General features: G+C 59.1%; 10 protein-coding genes. 5 read left to right on the forward strand and 5 right to left on the reverse strand.

The annotated features are described in order from the left end of the window. The first annotated feature begins 109 nt into the window (after window positions 1-109). From AR456_RS17065 to AR456_RS17080, 4 genes are all read left to right on the forward strand, one after another. A complete protein-coding gene (locus AR456_RS17065) occupies window positions 110-1,549 on the forward strand; it encodes an aminotransferase (protein WP_021818111.1) in 1,440 nt (479 codons plus the stop codon). Window positions 1,550-1,640: 91 nt separating this feature from the next. Continuing rightward, the gene (locus AR456_RS17070; RefSeq protein ID WP_021818110.1) at window positions 1,641-2,987 is read left to right on the forward strand and encodes a Na+/H+ antiporter NhaC family protein; all 1,347 of its coding nucleotides are present in this window, start codon (window positions 1,641-1,643) and stop codon (window positions 2,985-2,987) included. 8 nt (window positions 2,988-2,995) lie between these two features. Continuing rightward, complete coding sequence (gene aguA, locus AR456_RS17075) at window positions 2,996-4,129, forward strand: agmatine deiminase (RefSeq protein WP_021818109.1); 1,134 nt, start codon at window positions 2,996-2,998, stop codon at window positions 4,127-4,129. Window positions 4,130-4,238: 109 nt separating this feature from the next. Beyond that, window positions 4,239-4,475 carry a hypothetical protein gene (locus AR456_RS17080; RefSeq protein ID WP_021818108.1) on the forward strand — a complete coding sequence of 79 codons (237 nt, stop codon included), beginning with the start codon at window positions 4,239-4,241 and terminating at the stop codon, window positions 4,473-4,475. Between the two features lie 229 nt (window positions 4,476-4,704). On the opposite strand, the gene AR456_RS17085 is transcribed toward AR456_RS17080, so the two are convergent. The 3 genes from AR456_RS17085 to AR456_RS17095 all read right to left on the reverse strand — a co-directional run bounded on the left by AR456_RS17085 (window position 4,705) and on the right by AR456_RS17095 (window position 7,645). Then, complete coding sequence (locus AR456_RS17085; RefSeq protein WP_021818107.1) at window positions 4,705-5,370, reverse strand: extensin-like domain-containing protein; 666 nt, start codon at window positions 5,368-5,370, stop codon at window positions 4,705-4,707. A gap of 120 nt (window positions 5,371-5,490) precedes the next feature. Continuing rightward, entirely contained in the window at window positions 5,491-5,670 is a 180-nt protein-coding gene (locus AR456_RS17090) for a hypothetical protein (RefSeq protein ID WP_021818106.1), read from the reverse strand. A 283-nt stretch (window positions 5,671-5,953) separates the two neighbouring features. Next, the gene (locus AR456_RS17095) at window positions 5,954-7,645 is read right to left on the reverse strand and encodes a BCCT family transporter (RefSeq protein WP_021818105.1); all 1,692 of its coding nucleotides are present in this window, start codon (window positions 7,643-7,645) and stop codon (window positions 5,954-5,956) included. A gap of 352 nt (window positions 7,646-7,997) precedes the next feature. Here AR456_RS17095 and AR456_RS17100 point away from each other — a divergent pair, with 352 nt between their 5' ends. After that, complete coding sequence (locus tag AR456_RS17100) at window positions 7,998-8,993, forward strand: LLM class flavin-dependent oxidoreductase (RefSeq protein ID WP_021818104.1); 996 nt, start codon at window positions 7,998-8,000, stop codon at window positions 8,991-8,993. 143 nt (window positions 8,994-9,136) lie between these two features. On the opposite strand, the gene AR456_RS17105 is transcribed toward AR456_RS17100, so the two are convergent. Together AR456_RS17105 and xylB are read right to left on the reverse strand one after the other, a co-directional pair. Further along, window positions 9,137-10,618 (reverse strand): amidase, encoded by a 1,482-nt coding sequence (locus tag AR456_RS17105; protein WP_031207340.1) that lies wholly within the window; start codon window positions 10,616-10,618, stop codon window positions 9,137-9,139. 176 nt (window positions 10,619-10,794) lie between these two features. Continuing rightward, the gene (gene xylB / locus AR456_RS17110; RefSeq protein WP_021818102.1) at window positions 10,795-12,273 is read right to left on the reverse strand and encodes a xylulokinase; all 1,479 of its coding nucleotides are present in this window, start codon (window positions 12,271-12,273) and stop codon (window positions 10,795-10,797) included. Between the last annotated feature and the right edge of the window lie 4 nt (window positions 12,274-12,277).

The following is a 12,277-nucleotide window of genomic DNA, read 5'->3' on the forward strand; positions in this document are numbered from 1 at the left end:
GCATTCAGCATAGAGAGAGGCAGCTAACCGGCGACATACCCCCATGAGGATATGTCGCGTGCATGGCGGACACATAGAGACTGACGGCATTCCATCAGGAGGTAAACCAATGACAACATCCACGACTCCAGGTCAGGAAACCCGCCAGCAAACTCGTCCGTCATCGCTCGATGCCGAGACCCTGTGGCGCCAGGACCGTGATCACTTCATCCATCCGTTCACCGACTTCAGCCAGTTCCATGACAAGGGCTGCGAGCTGATCACCGACAGCGACGGTATCTATGTCGCAGATATCCACGGCAATCGCTTCATCGACGGCATCGCCGGATTGTGGTGTGTAAATGTGGGTCACGGGCGCCATGAAATTGCCCAGGCCATGGCCGATCAGGCCAGCCGCATGGCCTACTTCTCGACCTTCAATAACCTCTCGAATGCCCCGGCAACACAATTGGCCGCCAAGCTCGCCGAACTCGCTCCGGCGCATCTCAACCATGTGTTCTATACCTGCGGCGGCTCCACCGCCAATGATGCCACCATTCGTCTGGTGCACTACTACTTCAACCGCCTCGGCAAGCCCAGCAAGAAACGGATTCTGTCGCGGCGCAATGCCTACCACGGCACCACCTATCTGGCGTCCAGTCTGACCGGCATCGAGAGCAACAACTGGTCCTTCGACACGCTGAGCGAACTGGTCACCCACCTCAGCGAGGCCAACCTCTATCGTCGTCCCGAAGGGATGAGCGAGGAAGCCTACTGTGACCACCTGGTGGCCGAGTTCGAGACAACCATTGCCGACATCGGTGCCGACAATATTGCCGCCTTCATCGCCGAACCGATCATGGGCGCCGGTGGTGTGCTGGTGGCTCCGCAGGGCTACCACAAGCGCATGCAGGCCGTGTGTCGCGCCAACGACATTCTGTTCATTGCCGATGAGGTTGTGACCGGCTTTGGCCGTCTCGGCCACTTCTTCGCCTCCGAAGCGGTGTTCGACACCCAGCCAGACATCATCAATATCGCCAAGGGTCTGTCATCCGGTTACTCCCCGCTGGGCGCCAGCCTGATCTCCGACCGCCTCTACGAAGTGCTGGGCACGCCGCAGTGCAAGGGTGGAGTACTGAGTACCGGCTTCACCTATTCGGGACACCCGGTGAGCTGTGCTGCGGCACTGAAGAACATCGAGATCATGGAGCGTGAGGATATCTGCGCCAATGTTCGCGAGGTCGGCCCTTATCTCGAGCAGTCCCTCAAGCGCCTGGCGCACCACGCCACGGTAGGCGATGTGCGTGGCAGTCACTTCATGATGTGCATCGAGAACGTCGCCGACAAGACCAGCGGCGAGCTGCTGCCGGTCGAAGCACGTGTTGGTGATCGCGTTGCCGAAGAAGCCCAGAAACGCGGCTTGATCATTCGCCCGGTGGGGCATCTGAACGTGATCTCACCAACGCTGATCTGGACCCGCGAGACCGTGGATACGGCGGTGGCGATTCTCGATCAGGCGCTCGCCGCGACCACCGAGTCACTGCAGCGGGATGGCTTCCTCCCGGCCTGACCCTGCCCCCTGCTCCACAGCGAGAAGCGCTGCTCAAGGCTCGAGTAGCGCTTCTCCACATGCTCCCAATAACTAGAAATGAGCTTCCCCTATGGAAACCTATGGCTTCTGGGCCGTGATCCCCACTGCGGTGGTGCTGATCATGGCCATCATCACGCGACGCACCATCGAATCCCTGCTTGCCGGTAGTCTCGTCGGTCTATTGATGGTCGACCCCGGTCAGGTCATCACCCAGGGCTCCGATATCCTGCTGGAGGTTCTCGGCAACGATACCGTCACCTGGATCATTCTGGTCTGTGGCCTGTTCGGCAGCCTTATTGCCCTACTGGTACGCACCGGCGGCGTCCTCAGCTTCGGTGACGTCATGACCCGTCGATTGACCTCTCGCCGTCAGGGATTGCTGACCACCTGGGTACTGGGGCTGCTGATCTTTGTCGATGACTATCTCAACGCCCTGACCATCAGCGCCTCGATGAAGAAGATCACTGATCGCTACGGCGTCTCTCGGGAAAAACTGGCCTATATCGTTGATTCAACGGCCGCTCCGGTCTGCATCCTGGTGCCGTTCTCCACCTGGGCTGTGTTCTTTGCTGGCCTGCTGGAAGACAATGATGTCACTGGCAACGGCATGTCGTTGTATATCGAGTCCATTCCCTACATGGCCTATGCATGGGTCGCCGCTGCCATCGTGCCATTGGTCGCGCTGGGCTTTATCCCTGATATCGGCCCGATGCGGCATGCTGAAGCACGTGCTGCCGGCGGCCAGCCGATCCCTGATGGGGGTGAGGAAAATGCCTTGAAGATCGAGGGTAACGGCGACCATCGCCCGCACCTGATCAACTTCCTGCTGCCGATTGCCACGCTGATCTTCGCCACCTGGTATTTCGATATCGACATCCTGCGTGGCGTGATCGTCGCGCTGGCGGTCACACTGGTGTTGATTGGCGTCCAGCGCCTACTGACCTTCGATGAAACCTTCGATACCGCTCTGGAAGGTTTCAAGGCCATGATCATGCCGCTCGGCACGCTGGTGGCCGGTTTCACGCTCAAGGAAGTCAATGATCTACTCGGACTCACTGAGGTGGTGATCCACACTGTGCAGCCGCTGATGACACCCCACCTACTGCCCGCAGTAGTGTTCGTGACCATGGCCTTTCTGGCCTTTGCCACCGGTTCCTTCTGGGGCCTCTTCGCCGTCGCCATGCCTATCGTGTTGCCGCTGGCCCAGAGCGTCGATGCCAATATGCCACTGGTGGTCGGTGCCTTGATCTCGGCCAGCGCCTTCGGAAGTCACGCCTGCTTCTACGGCGACTCCACCGTCCTCTCGGCTCAGGGTAGCGGCTGTAGTCCCATGGCTCATGCCCTGACACAACTGCCTTATGTGTTGATCGCTGCGGCCCTGGCCACCTTGATCTTCCTGATTATCGGCTTCATGTGAGACCCACCATGAATGACACTTCTCTCGACCTTGCTTCGGCTTCCCCTCAGGCCACTCCTGCGCAACTGGGCTGGGCAATGCCCGCCGAGTTCGCTCCCCATGACGCCTGCTGGATGCTGTGGCCACAACGTCCCGACACCTGGCGCTTCGGTGCCAAGCCCGCGCAACAGGCATTTGTTGCGGTGGCGACCGCCATCAGCGAGAGCGAAACTGTCTTCGTTGGCGTCAATGACGACCAGTACGAGAATGCCAGACACCAACTGCCTGAGCATATCCGCGTCATCGAGCTCTCCAGCAACGACGCCTGGATGCGTGATGTCGGACCGACCTTCGTCACCCATCCGACGCATGGTCTGGCAGTGATCGACTGGGAATTCAATGCCTGGGGAGGACTCGACGAGGGGCTGTATTTCCCGTGGGACAAGGATCGTCGTATCCGCACCAAGATCGCCGAGACGCTCGGCATTCCGCGCTTCAAGGCCGGTATCGTGCTGGAAGGTGGTGCCATTCACGTCGATGGCGAAGGTACCCTGATCACCACTGAGGAGTGCCTGCTCAACCCCAACCGCAACCCCGGGCTGAGCCGCGAGGACATGGAGCAGGTACTGAGCGCCCAGCTTGGAGTCGACAAGGTCATCTGGTTGCCACGTGGTTGCTACCTTGATGAAACGGATGGTCACGTCGACAACCTCTGCTGCTTCGTCGCCCCTGCCGAAGTTGCCTTGTCGTGGTGCGACGACAGTACAGATCCACAATATGCGATCTGCCGTGAAGCGCTCGCGGTCCTCGAAAGCAGCACCGATGCCCGGGGTCGTGCCTTTGTCGTGCACCGCCTGCCACAACCCGGCCCGCTGTACATCGGCGAGGATGAGTCCAGCGGCATCGATCGCTTGTCCAGCTCCCACCCACGTCAACCTGGCGACCGAATGGCAGCTTCCTACGTCAACTTCTATATTGGCAACAAGGTAGTGGTCATGCCGCTGCTGGACCCAAAGCATGACGACGAAACCCGCGAGACTCTCCAGCGGCTATTCCCTGAACGCAGGGTCATTGGTGTCGAAGCCAGGGAAATTCTCCTCGGCGGCGGCAATATTCACTGTATTACTCAACAACAGCCAGGAATTGCACATTGTGTCGCATGATCGCGACCATTCGCGGTAGTTCAGTCTCTTGAACTGCATAAAATCGCCCAATAGTATGCACATCAGCAAGTCGACTACGACTTTGCGCCTACTGAAGGAGATTCCCACCATGACTCGAACTGTCACAGCAATTCTGCTTGCTGCCGCTCTGGGCCTGGCATTGACTGCATGTGGTACCGGAACAGGCGAACGCGCCCTCAGCGGCGCTGGTATTGGCGCAGCTGTCGGTGCTGGTGCAGCAGCCGTCACCGGTGGTGATGTGTCTCAGGGTGCCGTCATCGGCGGCGGTGTTGGCGCAGCAACTGGCGCGGCCACCGACGCTGACGATATCAATCTCGACAGGTAAGGGCATACGCCTCTGGCCAGCAGCCTGACGCTGTCCGGGTATGAGACCGACATGATTTGCTCCCATGCCCCACAGCGCTGCTCCAATACTGCCGGCGGCGATGGCTCTGGTACTCGACCCAAGTACTAGTAACAAGTACTCGTATCAAGTACCTACGATACACGCGCTCGCCATACGGACATGGCGAGCGCGTTCGCATTAGTGGGCAGCAGAGATCAACGCTTGCATGCTACTGGCATATCCAGCCACCTACACCAAGGTGGAAATGGTTGGCATGGGCAGTGTTGTAGCTCGGCCCAAGAGTGGTTCCGAACACATCGCAAGCAGCCTTGCCTGCTCGCTCGAGAAACAGGCCCTTGTCGCCGTTTCCCCAGTCGTTTTCCACACTGACACGCTGGCCATCTTCCAGAACAAAAGCGGCGATATCCAACGCCTCGGCCGTAGCGTGCTGGCTGCGCCTCCCCGACTGCCGACCATAGACATTGCGGCAGGCAAAACTGCCCAGGTGCTCGACGCTGGCTACCGGACTGCCCAGTGTCTGCTGCGCCACCTCCATCAGGTGATGACGCTCGTACAGTGCCCAGGCCACGGCTAGCGGGCAATGAGCCAGATAGCTTGATGACCACTCCACTGCGGTGCGCTGAACTCGCACCATGTTGGTCAACTGACAGCCACCCGAGGAAAAGTCTTCGAGCACCTGAAACTGAACAGCGGGATCCTCAGCCAACAGCGTTCGACAGGCGGCGGGATCTTCCCCCAGACGCTTGATCTTAAACCCTGTGAAAGGGCCCGGCGCGGTATCGAGGCTCAAGGGTGTCCATGGCAGCCACTGGGGGGGAAGAACCCACACTGCTACGAGGCAGGTCACTATCAGTCCACTTGCCAGCCAACGCATTCCTGCTCCAGAGTCACTTGAGTGCCGCCATCGGTGTACGGACAACGTTACCGTCACGGCTTCGGTTTACGGGTGGGGTTGGTCAGGCCACATATCTACAATGCGCAGAGTACTGGCTTGTCAGGCTTCAAGAAGATATGACAGCGCCAATGCCACGACACCGACCACAACGGCGATTACCACGGCAAAGGTCACGATACGATCCAACCATCGGTCGAAGGAGGACCACTTGCCACGCGATTTGCGTCGGCGTTTGGGGGGTACGCGGCGTGTTGCGCCACGGACATGAGGCGAGGGCATGGCCGCTATCCTTTCATCCTTTCCTTGATTTACGACCCGAGCTTCTCTTGACCGGTAATACCGCGCATACACTCAGGGCTCACACTCACCCCATCCATTCGTGAGCACTTGAACAAAGAACCATGATATTGGCATGAGCGATACGATGTTGCCAGCTTCGCGCTTGCTGGAAGCAACTTCGCACCTCCCGAAAACAGCTCTACCCTTCCTGGAAACAAGCAACGCCGGCTCGAAGGCCGGCGTTGCTTCAGTCAGGTCAATAATACCATCAACTTCAATACCATTAACTTCGTGAGGCACCGGGTTCGATATTGCTGGAACCCAGGGGCGCATCGGGGTCGATCTCCAGATCTTCCTCCTTGAGCGCCTCCTCCGGCGGGTCCATGCCTTCCGAGGTCGCCTGGTCACGCGCCTCGTAGGCATCCGCGCCCACCGGCATCGCCTTGTAGTGGGAATACAGGCCTTCCAGCATCAACTTGCGATCCTTACGCAACTCTCGCACCAACACCACGATCATCAAATAGAGAATAAAGGTGAACGGCAATGCGGCGAGCACCGATGCAGCCTGAAGCCCCTTCAAGCCTCCTGCCGCGATCAGGGTGTAACAGATCGACGCTATCAACACGCCCCACAGAATGCGCTTGTAGAGCGGAGGGTTCAGCGAGCCATTATCGGTCATCTGCGCCACGATATAGGTCGCCGAGTCAGCCGATGTGACCATGAATATGAAGATCAACACCATTGCCATGACTGACAGCAGCCCCGAGAACGGCATCAAGTCGAACATCTTGAACAGTGCGACGGTAATATTGTCCTGAGTGGCTGCCGCCAGCCCCAGGCCATCGGTAGCCAGCTCCATATGGATTGCCGTACCGCCAAACACACCCAGCCACAGGCAAGCCAACAGCGGTGGAACGAACAATACACCAAACACGTACTCCTTGATGGTACGACCACGAGAGATACGCGCGACAAAGGTGCCAACAAAGGGAGACCAGGCAATAACCCAGGCCCAGTAGAAGATGGTCCAGCTCTGTGCCCAGTCATTGCCGTTATAGGGTGACATCCGCAGGCTCATGACAAAGAAATTCTGCAGGTAATCCCCGAGGCCCAGAGTAATGGTCTCGAGAATCTTCAGCGTCGGCCCAGTGAACAACATGTAGAGCATCAGCAGGATACACATGATCATGTTGAGATTGGAGAGACGCTTGATGCCCTTGTCGAGGCCTGACCAAGTGGACAGCATATAGGCGCCGAACATGCAGACCATGATGATGAACTGCCAGAACGGGCCTTCTGATACGCCAAATACTGCATGCATGCCGCCGTTCATCTGCAACACAGCCAAGCCCATGGACGTAGCCACACCCATGACAGTCGCCACCACCGCAAATACATCCAGAGCGCCATTGAAGCGACGCAGACCTGGACGCTTGACGGTCAACGGACGCAACACCACCGACACCAGACCGGGCTGCTCCTTACGGAACTGGTAATAGGCAATGATCAGGCCGACCAACGCGAAACCTGCCCACTGATGGATGCCCCAGTTGAAAAAGGCGTACTGGATCGCATAGCGCGCCGACTCCGGTGTTTCAGCAGCGAAATCGCCATAGGGCGGATCGATATAGTGGCTCATCGGCTCGGCCATGCCGTAGAAGACCAGACCGACGCCAAAGCCCGCTGCCAGCAACATGCTGACCCAGGAGAAGAAGCTGTATTCCGGCCGCTCGTCCTGTGACCCGAGACGCACCTTGCCATATTTGCTCATGGCGAGGCCCAGCAGGAACACTACGATGGCGAATACCGAGAGGAGGTAGAACCAGCCAAACAGCTTGGAGACAGTACTCAGCAAGCTGCCGGCAACTTCACCAAATCCGGTGGGGAAAATGGCACCGAGAGCCACAAGTATAAAAATGAAGAATGCAGAGACGTAGAAGACCCGCTGACCTTGCGCTTCCTTCTGTTGTTGCATATCGCCTTCCTGATTATTGTCAGTGACGTTTATCGGAAGGCCTGTGCAGCGCTGCTTCGGCATTGGATTCATGCGTGAATCACTCGTGTCATGCTCTCTACTTCGAGACCAGTACCGAACAGCCTTTGCAGACCCTATTGCTTACTGCCGAATGGCACTCTCAAGGCGCCAATACAACTCCACTACTTTTTTTACATTCAGGAACCCTGGATCCAAGGCTCAGGTTGATTATAACCATCGAAAGCCATATGCCCAGACATACACACTGGCTATTGACAGCATTTGCATATCTCATGCCATGACGACACCCTAAGGTGCGAGAATATTTCCTACAGTCTCACGAGAAATGACCATGTCTCAACTCAGTCAGACGCGCCTATCTGTACTGGACCTCGCTCCAGTCCGAGAAGGCGGGACCATCGCCGATAGCTTCAGCGAGAGTGTGTCCCTTGCTCAGCACACCGAATCGCTGGGTTTCACTCGCTTCTGGCTTGCCGAGCACCACAGCCTGGATGGCATTGCCAGTGCCGCCACATCGATTCTGATCGGGCATATTGCCGGACATACACAGCAAATTCGCGTCGGTAGTGGCGGGATCATGCTGCCCAATCACGCGCCACTGGTGATTGCCGAACAGTTCGGCACCCTTGCCACTCTCTATCCCGAGCGCATCGATCTTGGCCTGGGACGTGCTCCCGGTGCAGATGGCGCGACCATGAAAGCCCTGCGCCGCGATCCCTATGCCGGCGTTGATGATTTCCCCCAGCGCCTCGCTGAATTGCAGCAGTTCCTCGGTGACGCTCATCCGCAACAGCGCGTTCGCGCCATACCAGGACAGGGAACTCGAGTACCACTATGGCTGCTGGGCTCAAGCCTCTACAGTGCCCAGTTGGCGGCACGCGAGGGCCTTCCTTTCGCCTTTGCCGCCCAGTTTGCGCCAGCACAGTTGGATGAAGCGCTGCATGTCTACCGCGAGCACTTTCGGCCCTCGGAGGTACTCGATGCACCCTATGCCATGGTTGGGCTGCCGGTCATCGCCGCAGACAGTGATGAAAAAGCTGAATTTATCGCCAGCACTGCTCGTCAGAAATTTCTTGGCATGATTCGCGGCCAGCGTGGCCGCGCGCGACCACCGGTGGATAAACTGGACTGGACACCCAGTGAGCGAGTGCAGGTGGAGAGTTTCCTCGGTGCCGCCGTCATCGGTGGCCCCGACAAGGTCAAGCGCGGGCTGGAACGCTTCCTGGAACGCACCAGTGCCGATGAGCTGATGCTCAACACCGATACCTTTACCCTCGAGGATCGCCTCGAGAGCTACCGTATCGTGGCCGACCTGTGGCGCAAGTAGGAACGGCTAGCTCAACTGGCTAACTCAACTGGCTAACTCAACTGGCCAGCTCAACTGAGGGGGCGACCGCTCAGCGACTCAGTCTCGCCTCTCTGGTTCGCCCCTCTGGTTCACCCCTCTGGTTCACCCCTCTGGTTCACCCCTCAGGTTCGCCACCCGGGTTCGCGACTGAGCCATTCGGGCTGGGCGGCTTCGAAGGCAGCAGCCCAGCGCAACAGCGCCAGATCCTCGCGATGCGGCGCAATCAGCTGCAGCCCCATGGCCTTGCCTTCGCTGTTGAAGCCGGCCGGGAGACTGATCACCGGGCAACCGGACAGCGAGCCGGGAATCACCACCTCCATCCAACGGTGATAGGTATCCATCGCCTTGCCTTCGATCTCCCGCGGCCACGGCGTCTCGACATCGAAGGCGAATACCTGAGCGCTGGGCAGCGCCAGCACATCGAAACGCTCGAATAGCTTGAGTACGCTGGCATACCAGGCTGAGCGCGATACATTGGCGCGGTGGATATCCAGCGCCGAGCGCGCCAGGCCCTGCTCCACTTCCCACTGCGCTTCCGGCTTGAGCTGGTGGCGCCGTTCGGGGTCCTGCCAGACCTCGGACAGACTGCCGGCCACCGCCCACTGGCGAAGGGTCAGCCAGCTCTGCCATAGGCGCTCTGGCGCATAATCCGGTGTCACCGCCTCAAGCGTCGCGCCTAGTTGTTCGAACACGCCAAGGGCGCCGGTACAGACATCCAGCACGCCCTCTTCCATTGCCAGATAGCCATCCCAGTCGCCCAGCCAGCCAATGCGCAGTCCATGGGCGGCCTCGACTCCCGGCAAGGGTTGACGGAGGGTACTCGGATCATCGGTCAGCGCCAGCGGTGCTCGGGGATCGGGACCGGCTTGAATTGCCAACAGCTGGGCAAGGTCACCAACGCTGCGCGCCATGGGGCCTTCGGTGGCCAGTTGATGACCAAATATCTCTGGACCAGCCCCGTGAGGTACGCGACCAAAGGATGGCCGCAAGCCGAAGAGGTTGTGATAACCCGCCGGATTACGCAGTGATCCCATCATGTCACTGCCGTCGGCCACCGGGAGCATGCGCATCGCCAATGCTGCAGCGGCACCACCGCTCGATCCGCCCGCACACAGGCGGTGGTCATAGGCGTTACGGGTCGCACCGAATACCGTGTTGTAAGTCTGGGAGCCAAGCCCGAATTCCGGAGTGTTGGTCTTGCCGATGAAGATCGCTCCGGCCGCACGAACACGCGAGACCATCAGGCCATCTTCAACAGGCGCCTGACCAGCAAACAACGGTGATCCCATCGACGTTGGAATATCACGGGTTACCGAGAGGTCCTTGATCGCCTGGGGAATGCCATGCAACCAGCCCCGCGAGCGACCGGCTGCCAGTTGCTGGTCACACTCAGCCGCCTGCGCCATCAGTTGCTCGCTATCGACACGCGACACGATGGCATTGACCCTCGGGTTCACGGTATCGATATGCGCCAGATAGGTCGCCATGACCTCACGGCAACTAACTTCCCGGGCGTGGATGGCACGCGATAGACGTGAGGCATCCCAGTCGAGAAGTTGATGGGCGACGCCTGGATAAACAGCAGATGACGTTGACGACGACACGATGTGGCTCCTCATTGAGGTATCCGTCAGGCTCCGGAATCATCACAGAGCCCAGCATGCATATTTCAAACGTTCTGATGCATACATCATGTAACCTCGAATGATGCTCGCGTCAATCCGACCTCTGGTCATGGGCTTCAGCGATGGCGCTCAGGTGGCGCGACCGTCAATAGCCATCAGAACTGACCATGCAGTTGCCCAAGGCGAGCCAGGTAGTTCGCATAGACCTGATCATAACGTTCCACGTCAACGCGACTCGGTACTGCTCTGGACCCCTCGTCCACTGCCACCAGGCGGCCGCAAAGCTCCTCGAGGCTTCCCTCTCCCGCACACCAGGCAGCCTGAATGGCACCGCCAAGCGCTGCCGCGTCGGTAACCACGGGACAGATCACTTCGGTATCCGTGATGTCGGCAACGATCTGACGCCACGCCTCGCTGCGTGCGCCACCGCCGATCAAGCGTATCTGACTGGCCTGTGATGCCAGCGGACCCAGCAGCTCGAGGCCATACCGCAGGCCGAAAGTCGCGCCCTCGACCACTGCCCGACACAGGTTATCGGGCGTGGTGTTGCGGCTGGTCAGGCCTAGAAAGGAAGCGCTGGCCTCGGGTAGTGCCGGCACCCGTTCGCCATTGAAGAACGGTAGAACCGTGACCCCATCACTGCCCACCGGGGCACTTTCAATGGCGGTATTGAAGCCGGCGATATCCAGTCCGAACAACTCACGAATACGGGTCGTCGCCGAGGTAACGTTCATGGTGCAGATCAATGGCAGCCAGCCCTCATGACTGGCACAGAAATTGGCCAGCAACGCGCTATCAGCCTCGACACTTTCCGCAGCATGAGCACAGATGGTGCCTGACGTGCCGAGACTCATGGTCACCATGCCCGGCAGGATATTGCCGGTGCCGATGGCGCCAAGCATGTTGTCACCGCCACCGCTGGAGACCAGTACGTCATCTCTCAGCCCCAGGTGTTGCGCCAGTTCGGCTCGCACCTGCCCAGCCGGCTGCTGCGAATCGATCAGACGTGGCAGCACTCGCTCGGCATCCAGTTCGGGAGCAATCGTGGCGAATACTTCGTGCTGCCACTGCCGACGCCGCGTGTCGAAATAACCGGTTCCCGACGCATCACCCGCCTCGGCAACCTTTTCACCCGTCAGCCAGTAGTTGAGGTAATCGTGGGGCAGCAGGATGCTGTCGATACGACGATACGCCTCGGGATGCACCTCACGCAGCCAGGCCACCTTGGATGCGGTATAACCGGTCTGCAGTACCAGCCCCAGTTTATCGATGCATCCCTGCTCACCACCCAGTTCAGCGATCAAGCGCTGGTTCTGGACATTACTCTCGGTATCGCACCAGAGCTTGGCTGGATGCAGCGGCTTGCCCGCGGCATCCAGTGCTACCATGCCATGCTGCTGACCGGAGATACCGATGGCGCGGATGGTATTGGCCTGAATCCCAGCGCGATCCAGTGCTTCGTGAAAGGCACCGGTAAAGGCTTCGATCCACTCATCGGGCGATTGCTCACGGCGGCCGTTGTCACCCTCGACCAGGTGATGAGGGCGACTGGCTTCTCCCAGCAACCTGCCCGCCTGCACATCGACGACCACAACCTTGGTGCTTTGTGTCCCGCAGTCCACCCCCAGATACATCTGT

This window comes from Halomonas huangheensis (genome assembly GCF_001431725.1).
Taxonomy (GTDB): domain Bacteria; phylum Pseudomonadota; class Gammaproteobacteria; order Pseudomonadales; family Halomonadaceae; genus Halomonas; species Halomonas huangheensis.

Bases quoted from the DNA above. Each gene is read 5' to 3' on its own strand.
- AR456_RS17065 (WP_021818111.1), top strand. From the start codon at position 110: ATGACAACATCCACGACTCCAGGTCAGGAAACCCGCCAGCAAACTCGT.
- AR456_RS17070 (WP_021818110.1), top strand. From the start codon at position 1,641: ATGGAAACCTATGGCTTCTGGGCCGTGATCCCCACTGCGGTGGTGCTG.
- aguA (WP_021818109.1), top strand. From the start codon at position 2,996: ATGAATGACACTTCTCTCGACCTTGCTTCGGCTTCCCCTCAGGCCACT.
- AR456_RS17080 (WP_021818108.1), top strand. From the start codon at position 4,239: ATGACTCGAACTGTCACAGCAATTCTGCTTGCTGCCGCTCTGGGCCTG.
- AR456_RS17085 (WP_021818107.1), bottom strand. From the start codon at position 5,370: ATGCGTTGGCTGGCAAGTGGACTGATAGTGACCTGCCTCGTAGCAGTG.
- AR456_RS17090 (WP_021818106.1), bottom strand. From the start codon at position 5,670: ATGCCCTCGCCTCATGTCCGTGGCGCAACACGCCGCGTACCCCCCAAA.
- AR456_RS17095 (WP_021818105.1), bottom strand. From the start codon at position 7,645: ATGCAACAACAGAAGGAAGCGCAAGGTCAGCGGGTCTTCTACGTCTCT.
- AR456_RS17100 (WP_021818104.1), top strand. From the start codon at position 7,998: ATGTCTCAACTCAGTCAGACGCGCCTATCTGTACTGGACCTCGCTCCA.
- xylB (WP_021818102.1), bottom strand. From the start codon at position 12,273: ATGTATCTGGGGGTGGACTGCGGGACACAAAGCACCAAGGTTGTGGTC.